17 protein-coding genes are annotated in these 16,479 nt (G+C 67.3%); 11 read left to right on the forward strand and 6 right to left on the reverse strand.

Annotated elements, in window-relative coordinates:
- Positions 1-49: 49 nt before the first annotated feature.
- The 4 genes from NS6_RS17820 to NS6_RS17835 all read left to right on the forward strand — a co-directional run bounded on the left by NS6_RS17820 (position 50) and on the right by NS6_RS17835 (position 4,647).
- On the forward strand, positions 50-688 hold the full coding sequence (locus tag NS6_RS17820; RefSeq protein WP_068043273.1) for a maleylpyruvate isomerase family mycothiol-dependent enzyme: 639 nt from the start codon (positions 50-52) through the stop codon (positions 686-688).
- Positions 689-820: 132 nt separating this feature from the next.
- Positions 821-2,218 carry an ATP-binding protein gene (locus NS6_RS17825; RefSeq protein ID WP_068043411.1) on the forward strand — a complete coding sequence of 466 codons (1,398 nt, stop codon included), beginning with the start codon at positions 821-823 and terminating at the stop codon, positions 2,216-2,218.
- A gap of 28 nt (positions 2,219-2,246) precedes the next feature.
- Positions 2,247-4,199: a vWA domain-containing protein gene (locus tag NS6_RS17830; protein WP_068043275.1), complete on the forward strand. Its 1,953-nt coding sequence runs from the start codon at positions 2,247-2,249 to the stop codon at positions 4,197-4,199.
- A 34-nt stretch (positions 4,200-4,233) separates the two neighbouring features.
- Positions 4,234-4,647 carry a TIGR03668 family PPOX class F420-dependent oxidoreductase gene (locus NS6_RS17835; RefSeq protein ID WP_068043413.1) on the forward strand — a complete coding sequence of 138 codons (414 nt, stop codon included), beginning with the start codon at positions 4,234-4,236 and terminating at the stop codon, positions 4,645-4,647.
- Positions 4,648-4,743: 96 nt separating this feature from the next.
- Here NS6_RS17835 and NS6_RS17840 read toward each other — a convergent pair whose 3' ends face one another.
- Positions 4,744-5,370 (reverse strand): TetR/AcrR family transcriptional regulator, encoded by a 627-nt coding sequence (locus NS6_RS17840; RefSeq protein WP_068043277.1) that lies wholly within the window; start codon positions 5,368-5,370, stop codon positions 4,744-4,746.
- Between the two features lie 70 nt (positions 5,371-5,440).
- On the opposite strand from NS6_RS17840, the gene NS6_RS17845 reads away from it, so the two are divergent.
- Positions 5,441-6,448, forward strand: coding sequence for an SDR family NAD(P)-dependent oxidoreductase (locus NS6_RS17845; protein WP_068043279.1), 1,008 nt, complete (start codon positions 5,441-5,443; stop codon positions 6,446-6,448).
- A gap of 106 nt (positions 6,449-6,554) precedes the next feature.
- On the opposite strand, the gene NS6_RS17850 is transcribed toward NS6_RS17845, so the two are convergent.
- A complete protein-coding gene (locus NS6_RS17850) occupies positions 6,555-7,142 on the reverse strand; it encodes a TerD family protein (protein ID WP_068043281.1) in 588 nt (195 codons plus the stop codon).
- 52 nt (positions 7,143-7,194) lie between these two features.
- Positions 7,195-7,710: a MarR family winged helix-turn-helix transcriptional regulator gene (locus NS6_RS17855; protein ID WP_068043283.1), complete on the reverse strand. Its 516-nt coding sequence runs from the start codon at positions 7,708-7,710 to the stop codon at positions 7,195-7,197.
- A gap of 74 nt (positions 7,711-7,784) precedes the next feature.
- On the opposite strand from NS6_RS17855, the gene NS6_RS17860 reads away from it, so the two are divergent.
- From NS6_RS17860 to NS6_RS17885, 6 genes are all read left to right on the forward strand, one after another.
- The gene (locus NS6_RS17860) at positions 7,785-9,224 is read left to right on the forward strand and encodes an MFS transporter (RefSeq protein ID WP_068043284.1); all 1,440 of its coding nucleotides are present in this window, start codon (positions 7,785-7,787) and stop codon (positions 9,222-9,224) included.
- Positions 9,225-9,266: 42 nt separating this feature from the next.
- On the forward strand, positions 9,267-9,512 hold the full coding sequence (locus NS6_RS17865; protein WP_157112815.1) for a hypothetical protein: 246 nt from the start codon (positions 9,267-9,269) through the stop codon (positions 9,510-9,512).
- A gap of 122 nt (positions 9,513-9,634) precedes the next feature.
- Complete coding sequence (locus NS6_RS17870; RefSeq protein ID WP_068043288.1) at positions 9,635-10,243, forward strand: hypothetical protein; 609 nt, start codon at positions 9,635-9,637, stop codon at positions 10,241-10,243.
- 113 nt (positions 10,244-10,356) lie between these two features.
- Positions 10,357-10,965, forward strand: a complete 609-nt coding sequence (locus tag NS6_RS17875; protein ID WP_245669403.1) for a CHAP domain-containing protein — start codon at positions 10,357-10,359, stop codon at positions 10,963-10,965.
- Between the two features lie 66 nt (positions 10,966-11,031).
- Positions 11,032-12,192 carry a hypothetical protein gene (locus tag NS6_RS17880; protein WP_245669404.1) on the forward strand — a complete coding sequence of 387 codons (1,161 nt, stop codon included), beginning with the start codon at positions 11,032-11,034 and terminating at the stop codon, positions 12,190-12,192.
- Positions 12,193-12,436: 244 nt separating this feature from the next.
- Positions 12,437-13,150, forward strand: coding sequence for a DUF1906 domain-containing protein (locus NS6_RS17885; RefSeq protein ID WP_068043290.1), 714 nt, complete (start codon positions 12,437-12,439; stop codon positions 13,148-13,150).
- 7 nt (positions 13,151-13,157) lie between these two features.
- Here NS6_RS17885 and NS6_RS17890 read toward each other — a convergent pair whose 3' ends face one another.
- From NS6_RS17890 to NS6_RS17900, 3 genes are all read right to left on the reverse strand, one after another.
- On the reverse strand, positions 13,158-13,610 hold the full coding sequence (locus tag NS6_RS17890; protein WP_084471161.1) for a hypothetical protein: 453 nt from the start codon (positions 13,608-13,610) through the stop codon (positions 13,158-13,160).
- 119 nt (positions 13,611-13,729) lie between these two features.
- The gene (gene mshB / locus NS6_RS17895) at positions 13,730-14,593 is read right to left on the reverse strand and encodes an N-acetyl-1-D-myo-inositol-2-amino-2-deoxy-alpha-D-glucopyranoside deacetylase (protein WP_068043421.1); all 864 of its coding nucleotides are present in this window, start codon (positions 14,591-14,593) and stop codon (positions 13,730-13,732) included.
- Between the two features lie 50 nt (positions 14,594-14,643).
- Positions 14,644-16,431: an ABC transporter family substrate-binding protein gene (locus NS6_RS17900; RefSeq protein ID WP_068043292.1), complete on the reverse strand. Its 1,788-nt coding sequence runs from the start codon at positions 16,429-16,431 to the stop codon at positions 14,644-14,646.
- Positions 16,432-16,479 lie beyond the last annotated feature (48 nt).

The raw sequence follows: 16,479 nt of genomic DNA on the forward strand, positions 1-16,479 counted from the left end.
CGCAAGCAGCTGCCGCGCGGCCTGCGGCCCCAACAGCTCTGGAGGAACTGTGCAGGATGTCTGGCCGACCGTCCGGGCGGAGCGGCAGGCGCTCATCGCCGATCTCCAGGGGCTGAGCGAGCCGCAGTGGGAAACCCCGTCGTTGTGCGCGGGCTGGTCGGTGCACGATGTGCTCGCCCATATCGTGGCGAGCGCGAAAACATCGAAACTCGGCTTCGGCTGGGAGTTCGCGCGGGCGGGTTTCGATTTCGACCGATTCACGGCCAACGGTGTGGCGCGTGAACGGGGCGTACGGCCCGCCGAAACCCTCGACCGGTTACGCGCTGTGCTGGACCGTACGGTCTCACCGCCCGCGCCGGCCGACAGCCGGCTGGTCGAGATGGTCGTGCACGGAGAGGACATCCGGCGGCCGCTGGGCATCACCCGTGCCTATCCGCAGGACGCGGTCGCGGATGCGCTCCGGTTGCAGATCCGCACGTCGGAAGGGTTCGGTGGCGGACGGGAACTGGTTGCGGGGCTCACGCTGGTGGCCGACGATGCCGATTTCACCACGGGATCCGGGCCGGAGGTTCGCGGCCCACTGCTCGCGCTGCTGCTGACCGCTTCCGGGCGTGAGGTGGCGACAGCCGAGTTGGGTGGCAGTGGCGCCGAGACCGTGCGAGAGCGGCTGGCATCATCCACCTACTAGCGTCCGCGGCACCGATATGCTGCGGAAACGTGTGGCGAACCGGATGGGAGGAACCGTCCGGACGCGATCTCGGCGGCGGGTGTGACCGGTGAGCTGTCGACCGATGGCGGAAATCGTCGTAGCGTCGATGAGGTGACAGTGCCAACAAACCTGCCCACCACCGTGGGCACGTTGCGGGCGGCCGGGTATGCGCCGCGAAGTGTGAAGGCCGAGATACGGGAGAACCTGCTGGCCCGGCTGGGGTCGGGGAAGGACCCGTGGCCGGGGATCGTGGGATTCGAGCGGACCGTGCTGCCGCAGCTGGAGCGGGCGCTGCTGGCCGGTCACGATGTGGTGCTGCTGGGGGAGCGCGGACAGGGCAAGACCAGGCTGCTGCGGACGCTGCTCGGGTTGCTCGACGAATGGACCCCGGTGATCGAGGGTCTGGAGTTGGGCGAACATCCACTCGAACCGATCAGCCCGCAGGCGCTGCGGCTGGCGGCCGAGCTGGGCGACGATATGCCGGTGACCTGGCGGCATCGGTCGCAGCGGTACGCGGAGAAACTCGCCACCCCGGATACATCCGTGGGCGATCTGATCGGTGATGTGGACCCGGTGAAGGTCGCCGAGGGGCGCAGTCTCGGGGATCCGGAGACCATCCATTTCGGGCTGGTGCCGCGGGCGCATCGTGGCATCGTCGCCGTGAACGAACTGCCCGATCTGGCCGAACGGATCCAGGTCGCGTTGTTGAATGTGATGGAGGAGCGCGATATCCAGGTCCGCGGTTATACGCTGCGGTTGCCGCTGGATGTGCTGCTGGTGGCCACGGCCAACCCCGAGGATTACACCAACCGCGGCCGGATCATCACTCCGTTGAAAGACCGTTTCGGCGCGGAGATCCGGACCCACTACCCGCTCACTGTGCCCGCCGAGATGACACTGGTACGGCAGGAAACCGACCTGGTCGCCGAGGTAGGCGATCCGCTCATCGAGGTGCTGGCACGGTTCGTGCGGCGGTTGCGTGAATCGCCGGCCATCGATCAACGCTCGGGGGTCTCGGCGCGTTTCGCGGTGGCGGCCGCCGAAACGGTGGCTGCGGCGGCGCTGCGCCGGGCCGCGCTCACCGGGGAGAATCCCGCTGTCGCCCGGCCGGTCGATCTGGAATCGGTACCGGCCGTCCTGCGCGGCAAACTGGAATTCGAATCCGGTGAGGAGGGGCGGGAGCAGGAGCACCTCACCCATATGTTGCGGCGCGCGTTCGCCGAGACCGCGCGGGAGCGGCTCGGTGGGCTGGATCTGCGGCCGCTGGCCGAAGCCGTCGAGCAGGGACACCTGGTGACCACCGGCGAACGGGTCCCCGGAGCGCAGGTGCTGGCGGGCCTGCCGGAGCTGCCGGTGCTGCACGAGGTGGCAGCCAGGCTCGGCGTGGCCGCCGGGGACCCGCCTGCGCGGATCGCGGCCACGGTCGAATTCGCCTTGGAATCCCTGTATCTGGCGCGTCAGGTGGCCAAGGATTCCGATGACGAGGGCACAGCGGTGTACGGCGCGTGAACGTTGTACTGGCCGGAGATGAGGCGGCATGACAGCGGCGGACAGCTATTCCTACGGGCCTTATCACGAAGGGCCTGATCCGCTCGCGCCTCCGCTGGACCTGCGTGAGGCGCTGACCGATATCGGCCGCGAGGTGATGGAGGGTTCCTCCCCGCGTTCGGCCCTCGAGGAACTGTTGCGGCGCGGAACGACCGGACTTCCGGGGCTCGAGGAGCTGACCCGGCAGCTGTGGGAACGGCGGGCCGAGATCTCCCGCAATCACCGCCTGGACGGGACGTTGCAACAGGTCCGGGAGCTTCTGGACAAGGCGCTGGAAGCCGAACGCCGGGCACTGTTCCCCGATCCCTCCGACGACGCCCGGTTCGCCGAAATGCAACTGGGCGCCCTGCCGTCGAGTACCGCGGGCGCGGTCCGCGAACTCGGCGAGTACCGCTGGCGTTCGGAAACCGGACGCGAGAACTACCGGCAGATCCGCGATCTACTCGGTCGGGAATTGCTGGAATCCCGCTTCCAGGGTATGAAACAGGCGTTGCAGAACACCACCGGACAGGACGTGGAGCGGGTCCGGCGGATGATGTCGGATCTCAACGAGCTGCTGGCCGCGCACGGCCGGGGCGAGGACACCGCCGAACGTTTCGCGGAGTTCATGGCCGAGTACGGCGAATTCTTCCCCGACAAGCCACGTAACACGGAGGAGCTGATCGACAGCCTGGCCGCCCGCGCCGCCGCCGCCCAGCGGATGCTGAATTCGATGTCGGATCAACAGCGGTCGGAGCTGAACGAACTGCTCGGGCAGGCCTTCGGTGATCCCGCGCTGGCGCAGCAGATCGCCGCATTGGACGCCCACTTGCGCGACCTTCGTCCAGGGGAGGACTGGGAGTCGGGCCGGCGGTTCCGTGGTCAGGATCCGCTGGGTATGGGTGAGGCGGTCGAGGCGATGCAGAACCTCGGCGAACTCGACGAACTCGCCGCGCAGCTGGCGCAGTCGTATCCGGGGGCGCGGCTCGAGGATATCGACCTGGAAATGCTGGAACGTCAGCTCGGCACCGACGCCCGGGTCGACGCTGCCCGGCTGGCGGAGCTGGAACGGGAACTGCGCCGCCAAGGTCTGTTCGAACGAGCGCCCGATGGATCGTTGAGATTGACCCCCAAGGCGTTGCGGCGACTCGGTGAAGTGGCACTGCGAGATGTCGTCGGGCAGCTACGCACCCGCAAGGGTGAGCGGGAAACCGCCCGAGCAGGGGCAGCCGGGGAACCGACCGGTGCGAGCCGGCCGTGGCAGTTCGGCGATACCGAACCGTGGGATGTCTCGCGGACGGTCCGCAACGCGGTGTTGCGGACGGCGTCCACCGGGAGTCCCACAGTGACTTTGGATGTCGCGGATGTGGAGATCGCCGAGACCGAGCAACGGTCCCGCGCGGCGGTCGCGCTGTGTGTGGACACCTCGTGGTCGATGGTGCAGGACGGGCGCTGGGTTCCCATGAAACGCACCGCGCTGGCGCTGCAACACCTGATCAGCACCCGGTTCCGTACCGACGCACTCGAACTGATCACCTTCGGTCGTCATGCCACGACCGTGGAGATCGGGGAACTGACCGCGCTGGAACCGGTCTGGGAACAGGGCACCAACCTGCACCATGCGCTGCTGCTGGCCGGACGGCATCTGCGCCGCCACCCCGACGCGGTACCCGTGGTGCTGGTGGTGACCGATGGTGAACCGACCGCCCATCTGGAATCCGACGGGACATCGTTGTTCAACTGGCCGCCGGACCGGCGCACCCTCGCCACCACCATGATCCAGGTCGATTCGCTGGCGAAACTGGGTGCGTCCATTTCGGTGTTCATGCTCGGTGAACAGCCGCGGCTGGCCGCCTTCGTGGATATGGTGGCCCGGCGCAGCGGTGGCCGGGTGGTGGCACCGGACCTGGACGGTCTGGGTGCGGCCGTGGTCAGCGACTATTTGCGGGGCCGGCGCCGCTGACCGACCGGCACGTAGGCGAGGAGTGCGGATGCGGTTGAACGAAGGGCAGGCGCGGGATCGATTCGCCGGCGCCCGGGTGGCCCGGCTGGCCACGGTGACCCCTGAGGGGCGTCCGCATCTCGTGCCGATCGTTTTCGCCGTAACCGGAGACATTGTGTACACGGCCGTGGACGCGAAACCGAAATCGACCACGGCCCTGCGCCGGCTCGCGAATATCGACGCGAACCCGGAGGTCGCTGTACTGACGGATTTCTACGACGAAGACTGGACGCGCCTGTGGTGGGTACGCGCCGAAGCTGTTGCATCGATTGTCACGGGGGAGAGTGCGCGAACCGGTATCGAGCGGTTGACCGTGCGTTACCCGGTGTACCAGAAAGAGCCGCCGCCCGGTCCGGTACTCGCACTCGAGGTCACCCGCTGGTCCGGTTGGTCCGCCGGGCCGATCTGACCACCAGTGCAGGCAGGAAAACGCGGTGGCCGAACCGCAGAGGTGGCCGACCGACTATCTGGGGTCCAGTGAACTCGTCGCCGAGGTCGGCCGTCCTCACGCTTCCTGCGACACCTCGCCCGGTGTTGCAAGTGCGATCTGCAAGGCGAGTCCGACCGCCTCGCGGATCTGTTCGTCGTCACCACCTTTGTCGACGATGGACAGGACGGCAGAGCCGACTGCGAAGGTCGCGCCGCCGATGACGGCGCCGACCAGCGCTCCCGCTTCTATGTCGCCCAGGCCGGGGTATGCGCGGCGAAGCGCGGCTGTCAATTCGTCCTGGCCGGCGAGCAGGCGCTGCATGAGGCGGGCCCGTGCGTGCTCCGACTCGGAGAACAAGCGTGCACGCGCACCGAGCAGGATCGACGTTTCCTTCGGTACTGCGGATTCGATCATCGCTGCGGCCGCGCCGGCCAATGCTGTCCGGGGCGACTCCGTGTCTGCACACGCTTCGATGGTGGCAATTCCGATCTCGGAACGGAGGCGTGCATCGCCGAGTAGCACATCCTCCTTTGTGGCGAAATGCAGGAAGAATGTGCGAGACGAGACATCTGCGGCTTCGGCGATCTCGGCGACTGTGACCCGGTCGAAGCCGCGCTCCGCGAACAGGCGATTCGCGGCGCTGATCAGCGCGGCTCTGGTCTGCTTCTTCTTGCGATCTCTCCGCCCGGGTTCGTTTCCCATGCGATAACACTACACTGACACACCTGCTACAGTTGATGTATTAATTCATTCACTGAAGCAGGAGAGGTTCATGGGAAGTCTTGATGGACGAGTTGCGCTGATTACCGGCGCGGGTCGGGGTATCGGGCGGGCCGAGGCGCTATACCTTGCGGGCGAGGGCGCAAAAGTGGTCGTCAATGATCCCGGCGTCGCACCCGACGGTAGCGGGGGTGACGTGAGCGTCGCGGCCTCCGTTGCCGAGGAGATCCGCGAACGAGGTGGCGAAGCCGTCGCCAGCACGCACAGCGTTGCCGAGTGGTATGCCGCCGCTGCGCTGATACAAACCGCTGTCGACAATTTCGGTGATCTGCACATAGTGGTCAACAACGCGGCGGTCAGTCGGCCGAGCTCGCTGGTGAGTGCGAGCGAGGAGGCGTTCGACGCGGTTGTCGCAGTGAAACTCAAAGGGACGTTCAACGTCAGTCACTGGTCGGCCGACTACTGGCGCGGCCGCTACGAGACGGGCGACCGTCAGGATCGCTCGCTCGTGAACACCACCTCGACGGCCGGACTCGACTCGCCCCTACCGCTCAACACGAGCTACGCTGCGGCGAATGCCGGTGTGGCGGCGATGACGATCGTGCACGCGCTCGAACTCGTCCGCTACGGAGTCCGTGTCAACGCCATCTCTCCCGGCGCGCGAACGCGCCTGTCTCTCGACCTGCCGGCCGGAGTTCCGTCGCTGACGCAGCACACTCCGGCGCCGGGAGAGTACGACCCGTGGGACCCGATCCACCAGGCCGTTGTCGTCGCATACCTCGGTCGAGCGAGCACGGTAGTGACCGGACAGGTTCTTACCGTCCGGGGTAGTACCGTCATCCCGACGAACACCTGGTCGTTGGGAGCGCCGGTGACGAAAGAGGGCGCGGGCTGGGATGTCGAAGAACTCGCGAACGCTCTCGGTGAGGTCCCCTTCGCCGACCCCTTCGACCGGCTCACCTTTCTGCGCCGCGTGTACGGAGTCTCGACGCGTGACGAGATCCAGGACCTGCTCAATTCGATACTCGACACCGATCTGGCCGAAACGGCCAACCCCTAGATATCCTTCAGTGGCAGCCTTTTCCGCGGGTTCCTGTCTTCACCATCGTCGAATTCTGCACATGGGCAACGGACTCGGGTTCGGAAACATTACCGCCGGAGTGATGTCACTGCCCGCCCATGGCGAACCGCAGCAGCGCCTGCTTATCGCCCTGCTTGATCTTGCCCTTGCGGTTGAGTACTTCCAGCTGCCATGCGTTTCCGTTGCGGAACGCGCGGGCCACGGCGTTCGCGTTGTCGGCACCCAGCAGCGACGGCCAGATATCGGCCACCTGCTGGCTGCTGCCGCCGGACGCGTCGTACACCTTGAAAGAAATATTGTTCGCCTTCTCGAAGGAGGTGCCCTTCTTGAACGCGGCCGCGACGAAGACGATCGCGTCGATTCCGTCGGGAACATCGCCGAAAGTGACGTGCACGGTTTCGTCGTCCCCGACGGCTGCACCGGTCTGCTCGTCGCCGGAGTGCAGCACCGAGCCGTTGCCCAGCGGGTCCAGCGAGTCCAGGCCGGCGAACCGCACCGGTTCACTGCCCTGCATGAGGATGGCGATGAGGTCCAGGTCCACCCCCTTCTTGCGGCGCGCCCAGCCGAGCGCGCCACCGCTGGCGCCCGCGGAGGGATCCCAGCTGACCCCGACACTCAGCTTGGTCATTCCCGCGAGATCCGCGGCGCCGTCTTCCTTTTTGAGCGTGATCATGGCTCAACCGTACCGGCTGCCGGAGAGCGCCGGGTGACCGGCGAGTTCGCGCTTATCGACCGCCTGAACCCGCGGGTCGGTACGGGCGTGGCCAAGGGTGGCGGACGACGCCTTCGACGCTTTCGTTGAACCTCTCCATCAGCCGGACCAGCTGGTCGATTTCGTCGTCGGGCCAGTCGGCGAGCATATTCGCGACTCCACTGCGCTGTAGTTCGAGATCGGCCTCGATGAGCTGGATTCCTTTTTCGCTCGGCCGGATCTTGCGCGCCACCCCACCGTCGGGATCGGGGACGCGTTCCACCAGATCCTGCTCCAGCATCGCGGCGACCTGCCGGTTGATCGTGGAGACATCGAGCCCGAACGCTTCGGCCAGTTCGCGCAGCGACAGCGGCGCCCCGAGTTGCAGGCGGGTCAGGATCAGATACGCGGATCTGTCCAGCTGGAACGGGGTTCTGCGGCGTGCGGCCGGATGGTGCCGGGACAGCAGGGTCAACTCCAGGACGAGCCGCGCCAAGACGGTCGGGTCCCGGTGATCCGCCGCACCGGCGGGCAGAGCCGAATCGGACATTCGGCCACTATGGCGTCTGATTCGTCCGATTGCAAAATTGTGCACCATACACAGGCTATGTAACGTGCATAGATGTGACCGCCGTAGCCGACGACCCCTCCAGATCCGGCGAACGGGGTCGTCCAGGCGTCTCGCCGACCCTCCTGATCGCGACTCTCAGCACCATCGGCATCGTCGTCTCGCTCATGCAGACATTGGTCGTCCCGCTCATCCCGAGCCTGCCGGCCCTCCTGGACACCACACCCACCAACGCCTCCTGGGTGATCACGGTAACTCTGCTGGCTTCGGCGGTGTGCACGCCGATCAGCGGCCGGCTCGGCGATATGTTCGGCAAACGCCGCATCCTGCTGTTCGACCTGCTCGCGATGGTTGTCGGCTCGGTGCTGTGCGCGATGTCGTCGTCACTGATTCCCTCGGTCGCCGGGCGCGCGCTACAAGGTGTGGCGATCGGTGCCATCCCGCTGGGTATCAGCATCCTGCGCGACGAATTACCGCCCGAGCGCGTCGGCTCGGCCATGGCGGTGATGAGTTCGACGCTCGGGGTGGGCGGGGCGATCGGGTTGCCGCTGGCGGCCGTCATCGCCGAGCACGCCGACTGGCATGTGCTGTTCTGGGCCGCGGCCGCCATGGGCACGATCGGCGCCGGCCTGATCTTCCGGTTCGTTCCCGAATCGCCGGTACGCACACCCGCCCCGTTCGACTTCGGCGGTGCCGCGGGACTGGCCACCGCCCTGCTCGCCCTGCTCATCGCGATCACCCAGGGCGCGCAATGGGGGTGGACCAGCTCCTCGATCCTCACTTTGTTCGCGATATCGATCCTGGTCTTCCTCGGCTGGGGCCGATACGAGATCGGCCGCCGGCATCCGCTGGTGGATCTGCGGGTATCAGCGCGACCCCGTGTGCTGTTCACCAATATCGCGTCGATCGCCGTCGGATTCGCGCTGTACGGCATGTCGCTGACCTTCCCGCAGCTGTTGATGGCCCCGGCCGAAACCGGCTACGGATTCGGTTTGTCGATGGTCGAGGCCGGATCGGCGCTGGCGCCCAGCGGTTGCGTGATGATGCTGCTCTCCCCGGTATCGGCGCGGATCTCGGCCCGCTTCGGCCCGAAATTTACCCTCGGAATCGGTTCGGCGGTGGTCGGCATCGGCTATCTGTGCGCTGCGGCGATGATGGACAGCGTCTGGCAGATCATGCTGGCATCGATCCTGGTCGCGGGCGGTGTGGGACTGGCCTACGCCGCGATGCCCGCGCTGATCATGGGCGCGGTCCCGGTCACCGAAACCGCGGCCGCGAACGGGTTGAACGCGCTGATGCGTTCGGTCGGGACGTCCACCTCGGCCGCGGTGATGAGTGCGGTACTGGCCAATATGACCATCACCCTCGGTAGTCAGCTCCTGCCGTCCCGGGACGCGTTCCACACCGCCTTCCTGATCTCCGTCGCCGCCGCCTGTGTGGCCATCGTGCTCACCACGCTCATCCCGAAACAAACGGATGCGACGGACCGGATATGACGGATGCGGTCCACCCCGAATCGGCAGTACATTAAGGCCTGGATGGAAGACCGGGAGGCGCTGGCCGCCGCCGGGCTTGATCGGCGGGAGGGGAGCGACATGGACGACCTGACCTCGACTGCCGTTCGATGGGGCGACTGGCTGGTGTTGGTCGATCCGCGCTGGCAGGAAACCGCACCGGAGGTGACGCCACCATCCGAGGTGCTCCTCGGTGGCTGGATGGTAGGCAAAGATGGTGTTGCGGGTCTGTTCGAACCCAATCCCCATTACGTGGCGCTCGGGCGATAGGTCGAGTTGGCCCGGACACGCCACGCCTCTTCGGTCAGAGTCGCACCGGACTCCTTCACACCTTCACACCCGACCAAGTCCGCAGCGTACCGATCCTGAGCCACGACAAGAAGGTTGTCGGAGTGCAATTTCCGTCGAAGCTCACAGACGTGAAGAAGTCGATGAGCTTCACTCGTGAAGGACTCGCATCCGCGAGCCGCGAGTACCATCAATACACGCGGGGGCGAGGACCCGAGCAGCCGAAATGGGTCTGCAAAAGGGCGTACCCGGCTCCGTGGGGTGAAGAGACGGTATTCGCGCGGGCACACGCCGATAAGAGCAGATACGGTGTCCAGGTCAAGAAGAAGATTCCGTTCACGAAATGGAGCAGATGGGTGCCCGTGCGTGTCAACGGAGAGACCTACGGGCAGATCCTTGCCGCGGACAAGCATTTCAAACAGGCCGTCAAAGGCGCACCCACGGCCGAACTGGTCCAGATGTCGTGTTCACCCGCCGCGGGCTCGGCAGCGCGCGAGTCCGCCGAATCGCTGCATTCGGCAGGAATAGGCTTCGATGTACACGCCACCGACAAGACCCATCTCTACAGCTACAACACCAGCGAAGAGCCGGGACCAGGCTCGGTAAAACTGGATGGCGACATCATCGTCGGACACGGTTCCGAAATGGAACTACTCGAATCCGGTGACCCGATGAAGTCACCCTGGGGCAAATACGAGGCACCCGGACAATGACCGAACACACAAGTCCGACGCCCGTACGAACCAATCCCGTTGCACACGACTTCGAACATCAGCGCAGTCGACTTCGAACATCGACAAGAGGTAGCGGTTTCGAAGTAACAGGGGTGACAACGGATATTGGATACGGCCGCGCCCGGCCGGCCGGGCGCGCGATAGGTGCCCTTTGCGTCCTGGTATCAGTGCTGGCGGTGCTCGGCGGTTGTGCGCTGCCCGGATCCGGCGCCGGGATCGTCGGCGAGCGGCTCACCGAGTTCCCGGTGATCGACCGGTCGATGCTGACACCGGCGCAGGCCAGGGTCGTCGATGCCGCCGCGGCCGAATTCGCGGCGCCGCGCTCGGGGCCCGAATACTCCGAAGGCACTACCGAACCCTGGTGCGCGAACTTCGTGAGTTGGGTGATGCGCGCCGCCGGCCTGCCACTGGTCAATCCGAATTCCGGGTCCTGGCGGATCCCCGGCGTCTACACCCTGCAGGAGTACTACGAAAGCCGGGGCCGGTTCGTATCTTTCGACCCCGCGTACCGGCCCGTCAGCGGTGAGGTGGTCCTGTACAGCCCGGACAGCCGATTCGGCCAGCACACAAACATCGTGATCGACTCCGAAAACGGAGTCCTGACCACGATCGGCGGTAACGAAAACGACGAGGTGAGTATCGAACAATGGGATCCCGCCGGCGTCGGCGATATCGCCATCGTCGGATACGGCCGGTTGTAGCCGGGGATGGTTGCCCGAGCCCGCGAACTCGATCGCGTAGCGTGAACCTCGGCGGTGGAGGTGGAGGTGTCGGAACGGCTCATGGAACCGGTCGAAGCAGTCGAGAGGGAATGGATCGACTACGCCGAATTCGGCGAGCGATTCGTCACCCACGCGGTGACCGAATCCAGGATCGAGGCGGCGGTCGCCGGGATCACCGGGCGCGGACTGAGTATCGGACCGTTCAACCTCGGCCCGGCCGGCCTCGCCGGATTCCTGGCCGAAGGCCGGATCGGCCGGCCCGAGGTGGTGCGCCGTGGTTCACGGGTCAGCTTCGACGTCCGGATACCCGTATCTCTCGCTGCCAAGATCCTGCTCGGCGGCCGGCGCCTGGGATTGGAAACGGTGGTCTCGATCGACCTCACGTTCCACGCCCGTACCGCGGATCCGCTGCTCATCGTGATCGATATCCCAGCGGTACGCCGGTCGGACGTCCGGGTGCTGTTGCGCTTGGCCGCCGCGGATTCGGTGGCCGAATGGATGCTCGATCCGATCTCCGGGCTGCTGCAGAACGAGGTCGCGAACCGGGTGAATGCGATGCTGCGTGATCCGGGTGTCTTGCGCAGCCGGATCTACGATGTCGAGGCCATCGTCGACGGCCGGCGCTCCCCGTACCGCGGCCGCACCGAATTCGAGTGGATCGACTACGCCGAGTTCGGCCGCCGTTTCTTTCCGTGGATGGTCACCCGGGAACGTCTCGCCGGTTTCATCGCGCATCTGGCCGGGCGGCCGATCGAGATCGGCCCTTTCCGCACCGGGCCCCGCGCGGCCGCCGAGGTCACGGTGCGCGGCGAGGTCGGGCAGCCGCTGCTCACCGACCTCACCGCGCCTCCGGCAGTGGACGGCGATATCGCCCTGGTGCGTTTCGGTCTCACGGTGCCGGTGTCGCTCGACATCACCGTCAATGTTGTCGAGGACAACCGCTACCGGGCCGGTCTGGAAATCCCCCTGGTTCTCACAGCCCACGCTGCCGACCCGCTGCTGATCGTGGTCGAGGCGGATCCACCGGCCCGGGAAGACGTCCGCCTCGAATACGCGGCCCAGGGGATGCGCGCCGCCGCCCTGGGGGTCCTGGGCGGGATCAAGAAACAGATCATCGCCCAAGCGGTGCGAGTCGTCCGCGCTGAACTGGCGGACCCGGCCACCCGCACGCTGGACGTAGCCGCACGAATCGACCGGCTGCTGTAAGCGCGGGCACCGGTGCGCCGACGTTTGCCGCTTCGGTGCTCGAAGGCGCTGCCTACCAGGGGGCCTGCCCGGCCGTAGCGATGCCCCGGCAAGCCGGGGAGCTCCGGAACCCGCGCGTCGGCGCAGCGGCGCGCACCGCACGTGATGCAATGGTCTCCGCGTTCGAGGCTGTCGGTACGCAGTGCGGCGGGGCGGCACCCCGAACAGACGTTGCGGTTTCCACCGGGGTGCGAAGGAGTCATCGATGGTTTCCCTGTCACGACGTGCGCTGCTCGGGTACGCCGCCGCCGGAGTCGCAGCGGGAGCGGTGGGTTCGACAGTCGCGGCTCGGCCTGCCGCCGCCGCACCGCGGGGCACACTGCTCGACTATGCGGCGGACGTGCCGTCGGCGGAAGCGATCAAGGCCGCCGGGCACGCGGGGGTCATCCGGTATGTATCGGATCGGCGGCCCGGGGCGGAGTGGATGAAAGGGAAACCGCTGCTGGCCGGGGAGGTTTCGGCGCTGCGCGAGGCAGGACTGGCGATCGTGTCCTGCTACCAGTTCGGCAAGGGACCCACCGCGGACTGGCGGGGCGGGATGGAGGCCGGTAAGCGGCATGCCGAACGGGGGCTGGAATTGCACCGCGATGCAGGCGGTCCGGAGAATCGGCCGATCTACGCGTCCATCGACGACAATCCCACGCCGGTCGATTTCGCGACCATGATCCTGCCGTACCTGCAGGGCTGGCAATCGGTGGTGGGACGCGAGAACACCGGTGTCTACGCCAATGCGCCGACCATCGAACTGGCCCGGGTCGCGGGGGCCGGGGCGTGGTTCTGGCAGCACGATTGGGGCACCCCGGAAGGGTTCGTCCATCCCGCGGCGAATCTGCACCAGTTCGAGATCGACGATCGCACGGTGGACGGGGTGGGGGTGGATGTGAACAATATCCTCACCGCGGAATACGGCGCCTGGTGAACGCGGCTCACTTCTTCGTCGCCGGCTCCGGCCGGTTCGCCGCCACATACATGTAGATCAACGGGACCACCGCTCCGGACAGGAAAAGCAACAGCGTCGGCAGATCACTGCGCAGCGGGTAGTCACCACCCGGTCCGCGACTGGCGGCGATCAGGAACGCGGCCAGCCAGGCACCGACCGGCAGGAAGAGTACCGAAAGCCGGGTGCTCACCGTCGCAACCGCCCACACCAGCGCCAGATTCACCGGCCCTGCCAGGATCGCCGTGATCGGTACCGGCACCGTGCCGATATACAGGGGGAGATACAGCACCTCCAGGATCAGTGCGATCACCGCGTCCAGGACCAGCACGGCGATGATCAGCGGACCGGGTATGCCGTTCACGGCAGCGGTGGCCCGGCCGCCGATCCGCGACCGCAGGCTCCGGGCCGGGATCGCCGAATCGTCCACGGTGGCGGTCACCGGCGCGGCCGAGTCGCCGGCGATGCACCTGCTGTCACCCGCGCAGTGCGGGCCGAGCCACCCTCGAGTTCCCAGTGCTGCATGTGGACGAGTGTATTCGGCGCCGCGCTGCCCGGCGGCTATCCCAGTCCGGCGAACAGATCGCCTTCGCGGCCGTCCGCCGCGCGCGGCCCGCTGCGGCCGCGGGCCAGTATGTAGTGCTCCTCGGGGAGAATCGGCTGGGCGACCATATTGGTCAGCGCGAACTCGCGTCCCGACGGCGCGACCGCGAGCTGGGTGGCATGGGCCCGTAGCGCGGCACGTTTACCGGTCAGCACCTCGGCCACATCGATCGTCGCCGTCACCGAAGCGCTCGGTACACAGGCCAGTTCGTTCCCCGCGGCAAGCCGCCATCCGGGTGGCAGCGCGCCGGGCAGGCCGTCGACGGTGCGCCGGGCCAGCGCCCGCAGGTGTTCGTGCAGGATATCGGCGTCGGTCACGGTCCAGTAGAGCTTGGGAGTGTCCCAGCCCCGGCCCGCGGCGGCCGCCACCGCGGCAGTGGTGACCCGATGTGCCCGGATATGGTCGGGATGTCCGTAGCCCCCGTTCGGGTCGTACGTCACGACCACCCGGGGGCGTAACCGCAGGATCACCTCGACCAGCGCCTCGACGGCGGCATCGCCGGACCGGACGAAGGCGCGCGGATGCTCGGCGGCCGGAGTGCCGGCCATCCCGGAATCGCGCCAGCGGCCGGCGCCGCCGAGGAAACAGGGGGGCCCGGCGTCGAGTTCGGTGAGGGCGCGGGTCAGTTCGCCGATGCGGTAGCCGCCGAGCTGGTCGGCGTGATCGGCGGCCAATCCGGCCCATTCGTCGCCGATGATTTCGCCTTCTTCACCGAGCGTGCAGGTCATTACGGTGACCGGGACCCCGAGCCGGCGATAGTGCGCGATGGTGCCGCCGGTGGTGATGGTTTCGTCGTCCGGGTGCGCGTGCACCAGCAGCAGCCCGCCCTCTCGATCCGGGGTGGGTGCGGCGCCGGGCCGGCCGGCGGCGGTCACGGTATCCGCCGCCACATCGCCGCGTCACCGAAGATGCCCGCCTGGATGGCTCCGCTGAGCGAGGCGCCGTCCACCGAGGGGCCGGCCGCGGCGACCACATTGTCCTGCACGATCGGCAATACGATGGATTCGCCCCACAGCCGTGGTTCGGCGTCGGCCAGCGTCCGGGGGACCTCGACCCCGTGCAGGGCGCCGTCGATCGCCGGCTGGAATTCCGGATCGCAGACGCCGGCCAGATTGCTGGGCGCCTGCCGCGCCGCTTCCACGGCGGCGGGCACCTTGGTCTCGGATTCGTTCTCCTCGTCCGCGGGCGCCCCAGGGGGTGCCGCGGGCGGGCAACCATAGCGGGAGGCAAGCGCCGTCGCCGGGTCGCCACCGGTCGCCTCCCAGCCGACCACGGCGTCGATAGTGTTCTCGACCAGTTCTTTCCCGTACAGCTCATCGGCCGCCAGATTGCGCACCGAGGCGTCGATGCCGGCGCTGCGCAGCTGGTCGGCGGCGGTATTGGCGACTGCCAGTGCGGTATCGTCGCCGGTCACCGCGCCGATCCGCAGGACGAGTGGTTCACCGTTGCGGGCCAGCGAACGCGGTCGCGGTGCGGGGGAGGTCGCCGAGACCGGGGGTGGTTCCGGTGCCCGGCCGAAACCGGCCTCGGCCAGGAGCCCGAAGGCCTGGTCGGCGTTGAGTGGCGGCGGCTGGGTGGAGGTGTAGCCGGGGTCGGAGGGGGAGAGTACCTGCGCGCGAACCGGTTCCACCCAGTTCCCGGTCTGGGCGCCGACAGTGGCCAGCAGCGCCGGGTCGAGCAGGGCGAGTACCGCCGTGCGCACCCGGTGATCGGCGAGTACACCGTCGCGGCCGTTGAGGGTCAGCCGCAGCTGCCGCGATTGCGGCATGATCGCGGTCCGCACCGAGGGGATCGCGGCGAGCTGGGCCTCGGTGGCGACACCGCCGTGTACGAGCGCCATCTGGGTATCGCCGTTGCGCAGCGAATCGGCGAGCTGTGCGGTGGTGCCCCCGCGGCGCAACAGGATCTGGTCGGGCCGGGCGGGTGTGCCCCAGAACCGGTCGTTGCGTTCCAGCAGAATCTCGTCGCGGCCGGGGTCGGCGGATTCGATGGTGAAATGACCGCCCGATACCGGGATCTGCTCGACCAGAGTGCGCTGGAACCCTCCCGGCGAATCCTTCATCAGATGTGAGGGCAGCAGGTTCGCGAACAACTGCGGCCACGCCGGATACGGCTCGTTCAGGACCACGGTGACGGTTTTCCCGCCGCCCGATGAGCGGACGTCGGAGATGAGCCGGTAGCCGGCGGGGTCGATCACCCCGGGCTGGGTGATCATCTGTTGCCACAGATACCAGAAATCCTCGGCCGCGATGGGCGCGCCGTCGGACCAGTTGGCCTGGTCCTTCAACCGGTAGGTGATTGTGAACGGCGCCTGCGAGGTGACCGTCGCCGAGTCGAGCAATGCGGTATCCGGTACCCACAGCGTCGCACCGGGCGCGGCCGGGTCGGGGGTCGGCCGGAACGGGCTCGGCAGCACCATGGCCGCGACCGCCGACGTTGCCGGGGATTGGTTCGACCGCAGATGCGGATTGAACCCGATCCCGATATCGTCGACCGCCACGACCACTGTGTTCTTGGTCGGCTGCGCCGGTTCGGTTTTCGGGCTGTCGGTACTGGCGATGGGCGGCGGCGGGTCGGCGGTGCATCCGGCCAGGACCGGAACGAGCACCGCCAGCAGCACAAACAGCCCGCGCCACACCGCGCGCCTCCCCGAAATCATCCTCGGCACTCTACCCAACGCCCGGCTGTCACGTCCGGCGGCGAAACC

It is taken from the genome of Nocardia speluncae NBRC 108251, assembly GCF_001613245.1.
GTDB lineage: Bacteria > Actinomycetota > Actinomycetes > Mycobacteriales > Mycobacteriaceae > Nocardia > Nocardia speluncae.